The 15310-nt window shown below is 54.9% G+C and carries 17 protein-coding genes and 1 tRNA gene; 1 reads left to right on the plus strand and 17 read right to left on the minus strand.

Annotation, left to right across the window (positions count from 1 at the left end):
- Positions 1 to 25 precede the first annotated feature (25 nt).
- The 11 genes from FLZ89_RS00665 to FLZ89_RS00715 all read right to left on the minus strand — a co-directional run bounded on the left by FLZ89_RS00665 (position 26) and on the right by FLZ89_RS00715 (position 10701).
- Entirely contained in the window at positions 26 to 667 is a 642-nt protein-coding gene (locus FLZ89_RS00665) for an accessory gene regulator ArgB-like protein (protein ID WP_141264201.1), read from the minus strand.
- Between the two features lie 84 nt (positions 668 to 751).
- Positions 752 to 1615: a sensor histidine kinase gene (locus FLZ89_RS00670; protein ID WP_172613372.1), complete on the minus strand. Its 864-nt coding sequence runs from the start codon at positions 1613 to 1615 to the stop codon at positions 752 to 754.
- Complete coding sequence (locus tag FLZ89_RS00675) at positions 1605 to 2111, minus strand: hypothetical protein (protein ID WP_141264200.1); 507 nt, start codon at positions 2109 to 2111, stop codon at positions 1605 to 1607. The genes FLZ89_RS00670 and FLZ89_RS00675 overlap by 11 nt, the downstream gene beginning before the upstream one ends.
- A gap of 179 nt (positions 2112 to 2290) precedes the next feature.
- Positions 2291 to 3652 carry a 16S rRNA (cytosine(967)-C(5))-methyltransferase RsmB gene (rsmB, locus tag FLZ89_RS00680; protein ID WP_141304102.1) on the minus strand — a complete coding sequence of 454 codons (1362 nt, stop codon included), beginning with the start codon at positions 3650 to 3652 and terminating at the stop codon, positions 2291 to 2293.
- A 15-nt stretch (positions 3653 to 3667) separates the two neighbouring features.
- A complete protein-coding gene (locus FLZ89_RS00685) occupies positions 3668 to 4474 on the minus strand; it encodes a DUF116 domain-containing protein (RefSeq protein ID WP_141264198.1) in 807 nt (268 codons plus the stop codon).
- The gene (gene fmt / locus FLZ89_RS00690) at positions 4465 to 5400 is read right to left on the minus strand and encodes a methionyl-tRNA formyltransferase (RefSeq protein ID WP_141264197.1); all 936 of its coding nucleotides are present in this window, start codon (positions 5398 to 5400) and stop codon (positions 4465 to 4467) included. The genes FLZ89_RS00685 and fmt overlap by 10 nt, the downstream gene beginning before the upstream one ends.
- 2 nt (positions 5401 to 5402) lie before the next feature.
- Positions 5403 to 5870, minus strand: a complete 468-nt coding sequence (def, locus tag FLZ89_RS00695; RefSeq protein WP_141304103.1) for a peptide deformylase — start codon at positions 5868 to 5870, stop codon at positions 5403 to 5405.
- A 19-nt stretch (positions 5871 to 5889) separates the two neighbouring features.
- A complete protein-coding gene (priA, locus tag FLZ89_RS00700; protein WP_141264195.1) occupies positions 5890 to 8328 on the minus strand; it encodes a replication restart helicase PriA in 2439 nt (812 codons plus the stop codon).
- A 177-nt stretch (positions 8329 to 8505) separates the two neighbouring features.
- Positions 8506 to 9882: an FAD-binding oxidoreductase gene (locus tag FLZ89_RS00705; RefSeq protein ID WP_141304104.1), complete on the minus strand. Its 1377-nt coding sequence runs from the start codon at positions 9880 to 9882 to the stop codon at positions 8506 to 8508.
- A 143-nt stretch (positions 9883 to 10025) separates the two neighbouring features.
- The gene (locus tag FLZ89_RS00710; protein ID WP_141304105.1) at positions 10026 to 10463 is read right to left on the minus strand and encodes a type II toxin-antitoxin system VapC family toxin; all 438 of its coding nucleotides are present in this window, start codon (positions 10461 to 10463) and stop codon (positions 10026 to 10028) included.
- Positions 10453 to 10701, minus strand: a complete 249-nt coding sequence (locus FLZ89_RS00715) for an AbrB/MazE/SpoVT family DNA-binding domain-containing protein (RefSeq protein ID WP_141264192.1) — start codon at positions 10699 to 10701, stop codon at positions 10453 to 10455. The genes FLZ89_RS00710 and FLZ89_RS00715 overlap by 11 nt, the downstream gene beginning before the upstream one ends.
- 216 nt (positions 10702 to 10917) lie before the next feature.
- Here FLZ89_RS00715 and FLZ89_RS00720 point away from each other — a divergent pair, with 216 nt between their 5' ends.
- The gene (locus FLZ89_RS00720) at positions 10918 to 11271 is read left to right on the plus strand and encodes a hypothetical protein (RefSeq protein ID WP_141264191.1); all 354 of its coding nucleotides are present in this window, start codon (positions 10918 to 10920) and stop codon (positions 11269 to 11271) included.
- Between the two features lie 277 nt (positions 11272 to 11548).
- Here the strand turns inward: FLZ89_RS00720 and FLZ89_RS00725 are convergent.
- The 6 genes from FLZ89_RS00725 to remA all read right to left on the minus strand — a co-directional run bounded on the left by FLZ89_RS00725 (position 11549) and on the right by remA (position 15309).
- Positions 11549 to 11623, minus strand: a tRNA-Thr gene (locus tag FLZ89_RS00725).
- 102 nt (positions 11624 to 11725) lie between these two features.
- On the minus strand, positions 11726 to 12286 hold the full coding sequence (locus FLZ89_RS00730; RefSeq protein ID WP_141304106.1) for a YdcF family protein: 561 nt from the start codon (positions 12284 to 12286) through the stop codon (positions 11726 to 11728).
- 40 nt (positions 12287 to 12326) lie between these two features.
- Positions 12327 to 13514 (minus strand): methionine adenosyltransferase, encoded by a 1188-nt coding sequence (gene metK, locus FLZ89_RS00735; RefSeq protein WP_141304107.1) that lies wholly within the window; start codon positions 13512 to 13514, stop codon positions 12327 to 12329.
- A 4-nt stretch (positions 13515 to 13518) separates the two neighbouring features.
- On the minus strand, positions 13519 to 14751 hold the full coding sequence (coaBC, locus tag FLZ89_RS00740; RefSeq protein WP_141304108.1) for a bifunctional phosphopantothenoylcysteine decarboxylase/phosphopantothenate--cysteine ligase CoaBC: 1233 nt from the start codon (positions 14749 to 14751) through the stop codon (positions 13519 to 13521).
- Positions 14748 to 14951, minus strand: coding sequence for a DNA-directed RNA polymerase subunit omega (gene rpoZ, locus FLZ89_RS00745; RefSeq protein WP_141264187.1), 204 nt, complete (start codon positions 14949 to 14951; stop codon positions 14748 to 14750). The genes coaBC and rpoZ overlap by 4 nt, the downstream gene beginning before the upstream one ends.
- Positions 14952 to 15033: 82 nt before the next feature.
- Positions 15034 to 15309 (minus strand): extracellular matrix/biofilm regulator RemA, encoded by a 276-nt coding sequence (remA, locus tag FLZ89_RS00750; protein WP_141264186.1) that lies wholly within the window; start codon positions 15307 to 15309, stop codon positions 15034 to 15036.
- Position 15310 lies beyond the last annotated feature (1 nt).

Below are 15310 nucleotides of genomic sequence, written 5' to 3' on the forward strand. Positions count from 1 at the left end.
AAACTTCACCTCCTTTTCTCCAGTTTTATCCCAGGGGCAGGAGGCGTTTTAACACGCCGTCTGCCCGCCCCACGGCGGCAAAGCCAAAAGGTGTCAGGGCCAAGTCCTGGAAAACTAGAGCCAGCAGGCTGCTGGCCAGGAGGCTGCTGCGCCACCCCAGGTGATAACCCAGCATAACGGTTGCCAGCCATAGAACTAACCATAAATAACAGGCTTTCTTTAACCTGGACCTGCGCACCGGGTTGATAATGGGGGCCGCCGCCGATTCCGCCGGTGCCCGGCGCCAGGCAATTACCAGGCTGGCTGCAAATACCAGCAGCACAACCACCGGCAAACTTCCTCCCAGAGCACCTGCCAGCCAGCGGCCCAGGTGGGCCAGAATGATAAGGGTTAACAATGACAAAATCAGACAGCGGTAATAGGCGCTGCAGTGCACGCCGCCGGCCAGCAGACGGTAAGTGGCCATGGTTATGAGGGCTGCCATCATCTCCGGCAGCAGGCCCAAATACCAGGCAGTGGCCATAAAAACAAGCAGCTGCACGCTGGCTCCCAGGGCCACCTCCAGGCCAAAGGCTACTACTTCTACCTCCGGTTTATTTTGACCATCCGGTAACCTGGCCACCAGGTACGCGGCACTGCTTCGGGCTAAACGGTGAATGCTTAGCAAGGCTTGCCTGCTCCATAAATGTTTGCTAATTCTTCCATATTATTCTTTCTACAAATTTTCATAGATTCCTGCCACCATGGCAAATTATGTTGATAAAACGGGAAATCTCACCGTAAAGACCGTCCCCTGGTCGCTGCTGTATACCTTGATCTGGCCGTTATGGGCTGCCACCAGCTTTTGGACGATGTGTAGTCCCTGGCCGTGGTTCTCTTCATCGACCTTCTTCGTGGTAAAACCCCTTTCAAAAATTTTTTTCTGCAGCTCAAGGGGAATGGCCGGGCCGGTGTTGCCCACCTCAAAACAGTAGTAGTTGTCGGCATTAAAGATCCGCAGCCAGATGCGCTTTTCCACACCGGGCAGGGCGGCCAGGGCGGCTTCGATGGCGTTGTCCAGGAGGTTGCCAAAGATACTGGTGGCATCCGTCTGGGGCAGCAGAAACCCCTTTAAATCGCTGTTTATTTCATATTGAAAGCTTATCCCCCGGGCTTCCGCTGCGGCAGCCTTGGTCTGGAAAAGGGCCGCCAGTACCGGCTGGTTGACTTCGATAATGCGGGTGGGCTGGCGCACCTCGTTGCAAACAGAGGTTATGTATTCCAGGGCAGCGTCAGCCATCTCCATCTGCAGCAGGCCGTAGACCGTCTGCAGGTGGCTGATGAAATCATGGCGCTGGGCGCGTAAATTTTTCAGGCTCTCCTTTAAATTTTCGATGTACAGTTCCTGCTGCAAGAGCTGCATCTCCCGGCGGGCGGCAGAAAATAAAATATAAATTATACCAACATAGGTTAATAAGAATAAAAATGAAATCATAAAATAAGACGTCGGGTTCTTTTCCGGATAAAAAATAGGAAAAGTTTCACGGGCATAATGGCTTAAATTGAGGATAATAATCAACAAAGCTTGCAGCAGGACCAGGGTTATAATAATCCAGGTGAAATTTCTACTTTTCATCCTCGTTATCCTTCCGGGCATTATTTGATATGAGTTTTCCGGTACTAATTAAGGACAAACGCCGGCGCCGGCAGAAATAAGCAAACAGGCCCAGAATTATTTCATCAGGGAGGGGGAAAAGGATTCTTAATAAAGGATCTTGAAGAGCCGCTTCAAAACTCAAGCCGGTTAATAAGGAAATAAGAGGGAAAGATATGCTTTCAATAATACCTAAACTCACAATACCTAGGAAAGCAGCTAAAAGCCCTTTAAATAAATTAACCCGTAATAACAGCCACATTGCCAGGGCCAATACAACAATCGAAGCTAAAGTATGAATTCCAAAAGGCAGGGATAAATGGCGGAAATAAAAGGAAAACACCGCTCCGCTTATCCCAACCGCAACAATCCCTTTCATCCCCGGATACTCGCCAATTAGCGCCAGACCTAAAGTAACTAAAATTATTTCCTCCGGTATGGACTGAAAGAACAGTGCCGTCCAGGGCATAACATCCATATATTTCCCCCCTTATACGAACAAGGAGATCCCTTTCAAAAAATGGGTACCCTTCTCAACACCCGGCTAGCGATTGCCGCTGCAGGTTTTCTTTAATAGTTTTTACAACGTTTTTTAACGCTTAGCGCAAATTATCCACCTAACTTTATTCTGCATAAAGGGGTAAAATCCTTTAGGGTTTACCTTTTTAAGCGCGCTATGAAAAAGCCGTCGGTACCGTGGCGCTGGGGTAGAAACTGCACCCAGCCCTGACGGGCCGCGGCTTCCAGGTCAGATGGTACGACCGGCAGCCACGGTTTAAGGGTAACAAGGGAAAATTCTCGCGCCTGGTCGAGGAATTGCCGGATAACTTCCTGGTTTTCTTCCGGGGCCAGGGAGCAGGTGCTGTAGACTAAAACGCCGTCCGGCTTTAAAGCCCGTCTGGCTCCCTGGAGAATTTCCAGCTGCAGCCGGGCCAGTTCCTTAATCCCGGCCAGTTCCTTGCGCCAGCGGGCATCGGGCCGGCGGCGTAACACCCCCAGCCCTGAACAGGGCGCATCAATGAGCAGATAATCGGCTATCCCCGGATAACGTTTCCCAAGTTCACGGGCATCCGCCAGGGCCGTTTGTACGCAAGTTACGCCAAGGCGCCGGCAGTTTTCTTTAATTAACTCCAGGCGAGAAGGATGGACATCGCAGGCCAGAATCGTGCCCCTGTTGGCCATAAGCTGGGCCAGGTGCGTCGTCTTGCCGCCCGGGGCGGCACTGGCATCAATAACAAAAGACCCTGGTTCGGGTTTTAAAGCATGACCAACCAGCTGGGAACCTTCATCCTGGACATAGAACAACCCTTCCCGGAAGGAAGGGCTGGCCTCTACCGCCCCCAGGCCTTCAACTATAAGGCCCTCCGGGGCATAGGGGGCCGGCCTGACAGAAGCTCCCTCGTCCTGGAGGCGCGCTGTCAGGCCGGCCACTGTCGTCTTCAGGGTATTGACGCGGATCGCCATGGGCGCCGGTCCATTATTCACCCGGCAGAGGGCTTCCGTCTCTTCATAGCCAAACTGCGTCAGCCATTTCTCTACCAGCCAGCGGGGATGATAATAACGCAAGGAAAGGTAGCCGGCAGGATCACTCCCCGGTTCCGGGTAAGGTAAATTCTCCTTGCGGCGTTCCAGGTTGCGCAGGATGCCGTTTACCAGGCCCACCGTGCCCCGGTGACCATATTTTTTGGCCAGTTCCACCGTTTCATAGATGGCCGCCCGCGCGGGTATCCGCGGTAAATACATGAGCTGCGCCCCTCCCAGACGTAAAAGGCAGCGAATCCATGGCGGAAGTTTGGCCAGGGGGTATTTTAAAAAGAGACTCAGGGCCCAGTCCAGGGTTTGCCAGGCCTTGACGGCACTGTAGGCCAGCTCCGTGGCCAGGGTGCGGTCACGGCCCTCAAGGTTGGAGGCCTGCAAGACTTCATTCAGGGCCAGGCTGGCAAAGGCCCCTTCTTCCGTCACCCGGTAAATGACCTGCAGGGCCGCCTCCCGGGCCGAAGCAGCCGGCCTGAGTTTCACTTTCTGTTACCTCCTCTACACACTGCTACCAACTCCCCAGCCTTCACTGCGTACCTGGGGCTGGCTGATTGTTTTGCCGTACAGGAAAAACTGGATGGCTTGCTCTACCTGGTTTAAATTAACCTGGGTATTGAGGCAGGGGCCGTGGGGCCTTGAGTTTAAAACCCCCAGGACAGGCATAGGTTGGGTATCCTGGATGCCACTGGTTAAATCACGCTCGCAGGCAATGGCCACTACCGCCCGCGGCCGGTACTGTTTAACAAAGTGCCGGGCCAGAGTACCTCCGGTAGCCACGGCGAGGCGGACACCGTATCTTTCGGCCAGGGCATGAAGGGAATCAATGGGGCAGCGGCCACAGCGGCGACAGTTATAGACGTCAACTGTGATTTTATGGGGACAACCGCTCCACTGCAGGCAGTGGGGAGCCAGGAGGAGGATCTTCCCGGGTTCGATCAGGAGACCCTGCAGGCGTACTAGCTGGTTGTTCATCTCAATAAACGAGGCTTTAATGGTTTCTGCCTTAACCCCCAGGCGCCTGCCCAGGGCCAGGGCCACGGGAAAAAGGGTATTGACGGCTATTAAGCCCAGGCGCTGGAGGAAGGGCCGGCTGCGTTCCTGCCAGAGGATCAATACCAGCCCGCCGATTCCCAGGGCAATGATGAGGAAGAGGACTGCCAGGGTAAAAAAACCCAGCACTAGAAGGAGACGATTGAGAAAACTGGTATGGTTAACCAGGAGATACCAGCTACCTGCCAGCACGGCAGTTATAAATAAAAGGCTCAGGGCCAGGAGACCGATAAAAAGGCGTTTTTTTATACGCATCCCAGCACCTCCCCCGTGGCCAGGGGATAACCCCGCAGGTAGGCATCCGCCGGCATAATCCTTTTGCCCTGGGGCTGGACGGCGGTAATGAGAAGCCTGCCTCTACCCGCTTGAACGACAAAACCTTCACCCGTTACCGCCACCACCCGGCCCGGTACTCCGGTAGTTGCTGCATCTAAAATCCTGGCACCATATACCTTCAGGCGTTCGCCGGCCCGCAGGGTGTAGGCCCCCGGCCAGGGGTTCAAGCCGCGAATAAGGTTATAGATATTATCTGCCGGCTGCGCCCAGTTAATCATCTCTTCTTCCGGTTTAAGGGGGGGCGCGTAGGTGGCCAGGGCTTCATCCTGGGGCTGCCGGGGAGCCCGGCCGGCGGCCACCAGGTCCAGAGTATGTTCCAGGAGCTCTGCACCCATGACGGCCAGCCGGTCGTGGATTTCCCCGGTGGTAGCATCCGGCCCAATGGGTAGCTTCTCCTGGAGGATAATGTCACCGGCGTCTAATTGGGGTGCCATCCACATGGTGGTGACGCCGGTTTCTGTTTCACCGTTCATTACCGCCCGGTGGATGGGGGCTGCCCCCCGGTAGCGAGGTAAGAGGGAAGCGTGCAGGTTGATACAACCCTTCAATGGCAGGTCCAAAATCTCCCGCGGTAGGATACGACCAAAGGCAACGACCACAATGACTTCGGGCTGCCACTGCTTGAGCCTGGTTAAGAATTCCCCTTCTTTCATATTTACTGGCTGGCTTACCAGTAGTCCCGCTGCTGCCGCCGCCTCCTTAACCGGTGGCGGCTGGAGTTTTTTCCCCCGGCCCCGGGGACGGTCTGGCTGGGTAACCACCCCGGTGATTTCATGACCGGAATTAAGCAGGGCTTTCAGGGATGGTACGGCAAATTCGGGCGTACCCATAAATACAAGGCGCATGTTTACCGCTCCTCAGGATTATTTTCCAGCCAACGCACGACTTTATCGATAAAGAGCACCCCGTCCAGGTGGTCAATCTCGTGCTGCAGGGCACGCGCCAGGAGACCTTCCGCTTTGATTTCCCTCTCCCGGCCATGACGGTCGAGGCCCCGCACGGTTACGGCGGCCGCCCGTGGTACTTCCCCCTGGGCCCCGGGGACGCTCAGACACCCTTCCGGGCCTACATCCTTTCCCCTGGCTGCTATTATTTCCGGATTAATCAGCTCGATCAACCCTTCCCCTACGTCAACGACAATAACCCGCTTTAAGACGCCAATCTGGGGGGCCGCCAGGCCCACCCCGGGAGCATCATACATGGTATCGGCCAGGTTATCCAAAAGTTTCCAGATATTAGGGGTAATTTTTTTTACCGCCTGCGACTTTTCCCGCAAGATGGGGTCAGGGTGGATTAAAATCTGGTGAATTGCCAACCTCTTTGCCTCCTGCCTTTTACCAAGGATTAATGGGTCCTACATCTACTATCATACGGACATTATGGCGGTTGCGGTATGCCGCCAGGCTTGCAGCCAGGTGGCCTTTATACCGCGACCAGCCGGGCACCTTGAGCATCAGCTGCCAGCGGTAATGATCCTTAACCCGGGACGGGTACCCCGGAGCCGGACCCAGAACCTGGATCTTGCCGCCTTTACTGTTAATTAATCCGGCCACCTCATGGGCGGTTTCTATAACCCTGGCTTCGTCCGGACCGGTAAAACCCAGACGCACCAATTTTATAAAGGGAGGATAGCTTAAGCTGCGGCGCATAGCTATCTCCTGTTCGTAAAACTTGTGATAATCCTGGGTCGCGGCCAGGGTAATGGCCGGGTCGTGGGGGTTATAAGTTTGAATAATGACTTCCCCTATGCCGGTCCGGCGGCCAGCCCGGCCGGCTACCTGGGTTAACAGCTGAAAGGTACGTTCCCGGGCGCGAAAGTCCGGCTGGTACAGGGATAAATCGGCGTTAACCACACCCACCAGGGTAACACCAGGAAAATCCATACCTTTGGTAATGGTCTGCGTACCGATAAGAATATCGGCCTGTCCGTCAGCAAAGGTGCGGTAGATCTTTTCCCACTGGCCCTTCCTGGCTGTAGTATCTCCATCGGCCCTTAAGATTCTGGCCCCGGGCCATAAAGCTCGCGCTTCTTCTTCCACCCGCTGGGTGCCGGAACCTAAACGTACCAGGGTACTACCGCATACCGGGCAACTGGCTAATGCCTTTTCCACATAGCCGCAATAATGGCAGCGCAGGGTACCGTCCCGGTGATAGGTCAGGGCCACGGCACAGTGCCTGCATAAAGGAACATGGCCGCATTGGCGGCAAAGGATATGGTGGGCATAGCCCCGGCGGTTTAAAAAGAGAATGGCCTGCTGTCCCGCTGCCAGGGCGGTAGTTATCCCCTCTTCCAGCCGCCGGCTTAAAATACCCTGATGGCCGGCCCGGAATTCAGCCCGCAAATCAACTATTTCCACCCGGGGCAGGCTTACATTCCCCGCCCGCCGGGGCAGCTGTAACAACTGTATTTTCCCCTGCCGGGCCAGGTAAAATATCTCAGTACTGGGGGTGGCACTCCCCAGAACCACCACCGCTCCTTCCAACTGCCCCCGCTTGATGGCGACCTCGCGCGCGTCATAGCGGGGCGCGGTATCCTGCTTGTAACTGCCGGCGTGTTCTTCATCAACGATGATGAGCCCCAGCCGCGGCAGGGGGGTAAAAAGGGCCGACCGGCTACCGGTGATAATCTGGATTTCCCCCCGGCGGGCCTGCTCCCAAACGGTCGCCCTTTCACCGGCAGCCAGTTCCCCGTGAACAACGGCCACCTTCTCCCCCAGCCTTTGCCTTATCCGGGTCACCATCTGGGGGATCAGGGAATGTTCCGGAACCAGGAACAAGACCTGGTAACCCTTTGCCAGGGCCTCTGCGGCACAGCGCAAGTAAACCTCGGTTTTGCCGCTACCGGTAACACCGTGGAGTAAAAAGGTTCCCCCCCGTCCCAGGGCGGCATTGATAATCCCTGCGGCTTCTTCCTGAGCCGCATTAAGTTTGATTTGAGGACATGTCTCCTTCTTATCCCCGGGTGGTGACGGGGTAATTTCAATTAAACCTTGTTCTTCCAGGCGCTTGAGGGCGGCATATCCTCCCCCGGCAGCAAGGCTGGCAACCGGCTGGGGGCCGCCGTCCAGGAGGGCCTTCAGGATGGCCGCCTGGCGCGGTGCTTTTTTTATCAGAGCTTCTATTCCCGCTGCCGCTCTTTCCCCGGCTGCTACCCACCGGGTCCGCCTCTCGCGGGGTGCCCCGCGCCAGGACCACTCTTCCCGGATCAGGCCGTGGGATTTTAAAGCGGTTAAAACTCCACTAAGCTCCTGCCGGCGGCCAAACTGCTGTAACTGGCCTTCCCCGGCTTCCCGGCGGCTGGCCAGGTAGGCGGCCACGGCTCCGGCCGGCGCAGGCAGGCAGTTAGCCAGGTTTAACGCCTCTTCCGTTTCGCCTCCCGGAGCTGGTAGCCAGCACCACCGGCGCTCTAAGCGCCGGCCTGTCGTCGGCGGCAGGAGGGCATTGATAGCCGCAGCCAGGGAACAGAAATAACGCTCGGCCAGGTAGCGGCCAAGTTCTATCATCCCCGGCGGCAGAAAATCCCTTTCCAGGACTGCCTTGATGGCTTTTAACCTGGTCCGGTTCGCTTTATCAGGCAGGGCGACTACCACTCCTGTGGCCAGCTGCTTGCCCACCGTGACCAGGACCAGGGAGCCTTCTTTTACCTGGGAAGACAGCTCCGGCGACACCTGGTAGGTTAGTGTTCCATTGTTATTTTCCATCCTCGCCCAGCATGGAAGCCGGGTGTAAACAGGGGCCGAGCTGACGGCTACTTCTACCAGCAAATTCGCCAACTCGACCCCCTCCTGGTTAACTGATCCACCGCAGACATTATAGCAGATTTGTTCCCCTTGGTGAATGCATGATTTAGAGCCGGTCGTTCCCCCATTCAAACCTCCCTGGAGCAGCTGGGGTTAAACATGATTTAAGATTTGCAGTATCCCATAAGGAGCCGCACCAGAGTTGGCCTTTCACCCGGAGAAAATTTTGTGGGGGTTCAGGATGTTTTTCGGATCCAGCGACCTCTTAATATCCCGCATGACCTGGTAGCCGGCCTCTCCCAGTTCTGTCATAAGAAAAGGTGCCTTGAGAAGGCCGATGCCGTGTTCTCCCGAAAGGGTTCCCCCCAGTTCTAAAGCGGCCTGGAAGATTTCCGCAATAGCTTTTTCCACCCGCAGCATTTCTCCGGCATCCCTGCTGTCGCAGGCTATGTTGGGGTGGAGGTTGCCGTCACCGGCATGGCCAAAAATTACCAGGTCAATCTGGTATTTTTCCCGAATTTGTCCCAGCCTCCGGATCATGGCCGGCACCTGGCTGCGGGGGACAGTAGCATCCTCAGAAATTTTGGTGGGTTTAATCCGGGTTATGGCCGGGGAAACTGCCCGTCGTGCCCGCCATAATTCTCCTGCTTCCCTGGCATCAGCGGCCAATCTGATTTGAGTAGCTCCTATTTCTTCCAGAACCGCTACCACCTTTTCAGCGTCCCTTTGAGCCTGCTCCCTGTCTCCATCAGTCTCGATAAGGAGCACGGCTGCTGCTTCCCGGGGTAAACCGCACGGGCTGAACTGTTCTACAATGGCGATGGATATACTGTCCATAATCTCCAGGGTCCTCGGTATGATGCCGGCGCTAAGGATAGCGTTTACTGCTTCACCTGTCTGCACCAGGTCTTTAAAGGCTGCCAGGATGGTTTTGACGGCCGGGGGCTTGGGTATAAGACGCAGGGTAATTTTGGTGATGACCCCCAGGGTCCCTTCAGAGCCGGTAAACAGCCGGCAAAGGTCATAGCCGGTGACGTTTTTAACGGTCCGGCCTCCCAGACGGATTACCCGGCCGCCGGCCAGCACCACTTCCAGGCCCAGGATGTAGTCTCTGGTGACGCCATACTTGAGGGCGCGGGGCCCCCCCGCGCACTCGGCAACGTTGCCACCCAGGGTGCAAACTTCCGCGCTGCCGGGGTCCGGGGGATAGAAAAGCCCCTTTTCTTCTACCGCCCGGTGCAGTTGAGCGGTAATTACCCCCGGATCTGCTACGGCCAGCATGTCCTCGGGGTTAATCTCATAAATGTTGTTCATAGCCGTCATTACCAGGGCTATGCCCCCGCCCCGGGGCACCGACCCGCCGCTCAAGCCCGTGCCGGCGCCGCGGGGGTGGACCGGGATCCCCTCCCGGTAAGCAAATTCCAAGACCCGGGCCACCTGTTCGGTACTAACCGGTTTAACCATGACATCCGGCCTGCAGGCCACAAAGGTACCATCGTAAGAATAACAAAGGAGGTCTTCCGGTGACGCCTGCACCCGCTCCTTCCCGACAATCCTTGCCAGCTCTCGCAGTAGGGAAGCCTGCAAATCTATCGCCTCTTCAACCGCTTGCCTTTCTGTTCAAGGTTAGTTCGGCACCGGGCCATGTTTTTCCTGCTCCCACGTCTTGACCTGGGCATTACGAGTTCAGTATAACTTTATAAGCTAAAACCCTAACAAGGGGTAAGGGATTACTCTGGATTACTCTGTCCCAGCCAAGTTAAAGGAAAACCCATTTTAACACTGGCATTCTTAATTTCCGGATCACCCGTCACTATAGAAGCATTATTTTTTAACGCCGCAGCAATGGCATAGGCGTCGGCATAAGACAGTGCATACGAAGCCTTTACTCTGGCGGCCACCAGCGTTAAATCTTCGTCACCTGCCAAAAACTCTACCGGCCAGTCTTTAACCGTTTCCAGTACCCTTTCAGCTTCTATTTCCCCATATTTCCGGTGTACCCGGTAATATACTTCACCTAAATTTATCCACGTCATGAATAGCCGCACGGTGTGATCCCCGGCTTTTTTTAGCAGCAGAGCTACTTCCTCAGCACCGATTTCGTCTTCCAGGTAACAAATGACGGCATAAGCGTCAAGGACAAAATTTTTATGGGAACTACCGTTCATGGTCTTCCTCTAATTTACGTTCTTCCCGCTTATAGGCAGCATGGGTTTTTGTCAATGATTGTTTTGCTTTCAACATGCCTCGCGCACCTCTAACCGGGTCGGCCGGGGCAGGGGTAATAATGATTTGACCTTCCTTCTCTGTGATTATGGCCCGTCCCGGCGCCTGCAGGCCATATTTTTGGCGTAAATGAGCAGGGATAACCACTTGCCCCTTAGCGGAAATCTTCACCGTCGGCATTAACCCTCACCTTTCTTTTGCTTTACCTCTAACCTTATTGTAAAACTTAATGATGGAAAATACAACCTTAGATCTATCGGCAGAATTTGCATAATTTTTCCTTTCGGACGATCTAAGCTTCTGGCAAACCTAGCCTAATTTATTTGGCTTAATATGGAACCTTTTTCGTATGAAGCCATAATATATTATCAAAGAATAAAAGGAGGAGCGATCCCCATGTCTCAAGAAGCTGAGTTGAACACAATTTTTGACAAGATTAAAGAGGGTTCATCCGAAAAGGACCCCGCATTGGAAGGGCTGGAGGCCGCCCTCAACGAAATGCAACTCAACGGAGACAAAAAAATTGGCATTGAATTCGAGTGTGGAGATTGTTGCAAAAAAGTTATAAACGGATCCAAATTATTTTTTGTCTTTAATTTTGCAGTTCTGCTTCCAGCGCCGGGCGATTGCCTCTTCATGAAGGTTTTCAGCGGTGGTCAACTCGTTGATAAACAGATCATGAGGAAAATCATAATTCCTGTAGGCCGTATTTGTGCTATTGAAATTGAACCGGTGCAAGTGGACCCCTAACTTGAATATCATGACCATGGGTATCACTTAGCATTGCAAACACATCAAAGGCTGTTGACAAATAGTGGGTCAACAGCCTTTTTCATGGCAAAAAAACTGCTACTGGGATCACTTAAGATGTAGCTTACCCCGGCAGATGTTTTGTTACCCAAACTATACAAGGCATGTGGTGGGATCCTGGCCAACTGTTGTCGGCCGCAAGATCGGGATAATGAAAAAGAAAGGCAACAATTAGGAAAACGGCCTCCGGGTCAAACCTCGGAGGCCTTGATATTCCTGGAGCTGATGGAGGGATTCGAACCCTCGACCTGCGCATTACGAGTGCGCTGCTCTACCACTGAGCCACATCAGCATTTATCACAGGTGATATTATAACACCGCCAAGCCGGGAAATCAATACTGCATCCCTTTCACGCACCCTGTCCGGCCTGATACCAGCACAGGCGGTTCTGCCTCAGACAATCAATCTTACCAGATTTGCTAGTACCTCCCGCAACACAAGCGGTGGTCGAAACATGGTCGTCCTGTGAACCCCGGCACCTGAAGCCTCTATGCCCAGCCGCCGGGCTTCGGTGATTGCTCGCAGCAAGTGGTAATCGTGGGTGACAATAATAGCTTTCTGCCACCCGTACTTGAGCATGATTTTTCTGGCCTCGTCGAGGTTCTCTCTGGTATTACGTGATTTAACTTCTTCATGAACTACTTCAGGGGGTACGCCGCGGGCGATTAAGGTTAAGCGGGCGGCGGTACCCTCGGGTGTTGGATTAAAGGTACCGGTACCGCCCGTCGTTATTATCGCCGGCGCATATCCCCTGCGAAAGAGATCTTCGGCCAGGGAAATCCGTTCCAGCAAAGCCGGGCTGGGACCATTCTGCCAAACGGCGGCACCCAGCACGATGATCACATCGGCACTTTCGGCCTCTAAGTTTCGCCCATACCACTCAATGTAACCGTACATCAACCCTGTAGTTATAATAACTACCAAAACTGCAGTAATGATTATCCTTTTAAGCATTGACGGACCTGCTCCCGGTGAACAAGGCCGGGGACCGTGGCTATAGCCCGGCAGCCTCCCGCAGGGCTTCTACCTTGTCCAGGCGTTCCCAGGGTAGGTCCAGATCAGGCCGGCCGAAGTGGCCGTAGACAGATACTGGCTTGTAGATAGGCCGGCGTAAATCCAGGTCGCGAATAATGGCCCCAGGCCGCAGGTCAAAGTGGGCCTGGATCAATTCTACCAGCCGCTCGTCGCTGATCCTGCCTGTTCCATAGGTTTCCACACTGATGGATACCGGCCGGGCCACACCGATGGCATAAGCCACCTGCACCTCGCAGCGTTCGGCCAGTCCGGCTGCCACCACGTTTTTAGCCACATAGCGGGCGGCATAGGCAGCCGAGCGGTCCACCTTGGTGGGGTCCTTGCCGGAAAGGGCGCCGCCGCCGTGGCGGGCCATGCCACCATAGGTATCGACAATAATCTTGCGGCCGGTGAGGCCCGTATCGCCCTGGGGACCGCCGATGACAAAACGCCCCGTGGGGTTAATAAAGTATCTCGTCCGGTTATCCAGCATCTCCGCCGGAATAACCGGTTTGATGACGGTTTCCAGGATGTCGTCCCTTAAGGCCGCCATATCGATATCGGGTCGGTGCTGGGTAGAAATAACAACCGTATCCACCCTTACCGGCCGGCCGTCTTCATACTCCACCGTCACCTGGGCCTTGCCGTCCGGCCGTAAATAGGGCAAGATCCTTTCTTTGCGCACCTCAGCCAGCCGGCGTGTTAGTTTATGGGCCAGGGCAATGGGCATGGGCATATACTCCGGTGTCTCCAGGGTAGCATAGCCAAACATCATCCCCTGGTCACCGGCACCCAGAGTCTCCAGCTCATCCCTGGCCACCCCCTCCTTTTTCTCCCAGGCTTCATTGACGCCCATGGCAATATCCGGCGACTGCTCATCAATGGAGGTGATCACGGCACAGGTATCGCAGTCAAAGCCAAATTTCGCTCTGGTGTAGCCAATCTCGCGGATGGTTTCCCGGGCCACCCTCGGTATATCCACATAGCAATCGGTTGTTATCTGCCCGGCCACCAGAACCAGGCCAGTACTGACCAGACACTCACAGGCCACCCTGGCCAGGGGATCCTTTTCATAAATGGCATCCAGGACGGCGTCGGCAATACGGTCGGCTATTTTATCAGGATGCCCTTCTGTTACCGATTCGGAAGTAAATAACTTGCGTGCCATTTCTTCATTCCTCCCTTTCCGGCCCTGTTCCCCTTCCCTGAAAGCGTGGCAGGGTTTTGACAGCATCCAGGATGCGGTGGGCCACTTCCAGCTTGGACAGCTGCGGTAATTGTTGCTTGCCCCCGTCAGGAAAAAGCAGAGTGACAATATTTGTTTCGCTGTCAAATCCTGCCCCGGGCCGGGTAACATCATTGGCTACGATTAAATCTAACTTCTTGTCCTGGAGCTTTTGCCTGGCGTTCGCCAGCAGGTCCTCAGTTTCCGCGGCAAAACCGACCAATATTTGTCTTTCTTTCATCCTGCTTAAGGAAGCCAGGATATCGACCGTCGGTTCCAGCTCAAGGGTTAGTTTCTTTTTAGACCCTTTTTTGATCTTCTGCGCCGCTTGAGCCACCGGCCGGAAATCGGCAACCGCGGCAGCCTTCAGGACTATATCTGCTCCTTTAAAACGCTCCTCCAGAGCGGCCAGCATTTCGTCTGCCGTCTGCACCCGCACTACTTCTACCTCAGGTGGTGGGGGCAGCGGGCTGGCAGTGATTAGCGTCACCCTGGCACCCCGCTCCCAGGCTGCCCGGGCCAGGGCATAGCCCATCTTACCGGAGCTATAATTACCTATGTACCTTACCGGGTCCAGGGGTTCCTTCGTACCGCCGGCAGTCACCAATACTGCCAGGTCCTGGTAATCCTGAGGTGCCAGGGCTCGCCGGCAGGCCGCGACAATACGCTCTAAACTGGCCAGTCGCCCTTTTCCCGTGGTACCGCAGGCCAGGAAGCCTTCCTCGGGTTCAATAATGCCCCAGCCGCGCCGTTTTAATGTTGCCAGATTTTCCTGCACGGCGGCTTTAGCATACATGTTGACATTCATGGCCGGAGCCACCAGGGTGGGACAGTTCACGGCCAGGGCCGTTGTACTCAGGAGATCATCAGCCAGGCCGGCGGCCAGCTTGGCCAGTATATTGGCCGTCGCCGGGGCGACGACAAAAAGATCCGCTTTGTTGGCCAGATCAATATGGGTCAAGGGACCATCGCTCCCGGCCCCGAAAATTGCCGTCAGGGCCGGTTGCCCCGTCAGGGTGCTGAAGGTCAGGGGGCTAATAAACTCCCTTGCCCCTGCCGTCATGATCACCCGTACGGTAGCTCCTTCCTGAACCAAAAGCCGGCAGAGCTCGGCTGCCTTGTAGGCGGCAATGCCGCCGCAGACTCCCAGAAGGATGGTTTTCCCCTCTAAAAACTTCACGCTTTCTTTTTACCCCACTCGTATTTTATTTTGCCCTCAGCAATTTCCATGAGGGCTACCGTTACCGGCTTGGTCCCCTTGGGGTACAAATCGGCAAATTGTCCTTCTGTCAGCGACCGCGCCCTCTTGGCGGCCAGGACCGCCAGGGCGTATTTGCTGCCAACTCTCTTTTCCAGTTTATCAAGGGATGGCTGTTTCAATATTCCTTCCTCCTGAAAAGATAAAAACACCTGCTGGGAAATACTTATTTATAGAAAACCAGGCCTCCCGGTAAATACAAGCTTACTCTTCCGCTTCATCACTTGTATTGATAGCTTCCCGGGAGGAAAGGCGATGGGCCACTGTTTCCGGCTGGACTGCCGACAGGATGATATGATCGCTGTCAGTGATAATCACCGCCCTGGTCCGGCGGCCATAGGTGGCATCAATTAACCTGCCGCGGTCGCGGGCTTCCTGGATAATTCGTTTAATGGGTGCGGACTCGGGGCTGACAATGGCTACTATGCGCCGGGCGGAAACAATGTTGCCAAAGCCAATATTAATTAATTTGATGTCCATA

Source organism: Moorella sp. E306M (genome assembly GCF_006538385.1).
Classification (GTDB): Bacteria; Bacillota; DSM-521; order Neomoorellales; family Neomoorellaceae; genus Neomoorella.

Coding starts and splice junctions, on each gene's coding strand:
- metK (WP_141304107.1), bottom strand. CDS start 13,514: ATGGCACGCAAGTTATTTACTTCCGAATCGGTAACAGAAGGGCATCCT.
- fmt (WP_141264197.1), bottom strand. CDS start 5,400: ATGCGCCTTGTATTTATGGGTACGCCCGAATTTGCCGTACCATCCCTG.
- FLZ89_RS00720 (WP_141264191.1), top strand. CDS start 10,918: ATGTCTCAAGAAGCTGAGTTGAACACAATTTTTGACAAGATTAAAGAG.
- FLZ89_RS00710 (WP_141304105.1), bottom strand. CDS start 10,463: ATGAACGGTAGTTCCCATAAAAATTTTGTCCTTGACGCTTATGCCGTC.
- FLZ89_RS00685 (WP_141264198.1), bottom strand. CDS start 4,474: ATGCGTATAAAAAAACGCCTTTTTATCGGTCTCCTGGCCCTGAGCCTT.
- FLZ89_RS00675 (WP_141264200.1), bottom strand. CDS start 2,111: ATGGATGTTATGCCCTGGACGGCACTGTTCTTTCAGTCCATACCGGAG.
- FLZ89_RS00670 (WP_172613372.1), bottom strand. CDS start 1,615: ATGAAAAGTAGAAATTTCACCTGGATTATTATAACCCTGGTCCTGCTG.
- FLZ89_RS00730 (WP_141304106.1), bottom strand. CDS start 12,286: ATGCTTAAAAGGATAATCATTACTGCAGTTTTGGTAGTTATTATAACT.
- FLZ89_RS00715 (WP_141264192.1), bottom strand. CDS start 10,701: ATGCCGACGGTGAAGATTTCCGCTAAGGGGCAAGTGGTTATCCCTGCT.
- remA (WP_141264186.1), bottom strand. CDS start 15,309: ATGGACATCAAATTAATTAATATTGGCTTTGGCAACATTGTTTCCGCC.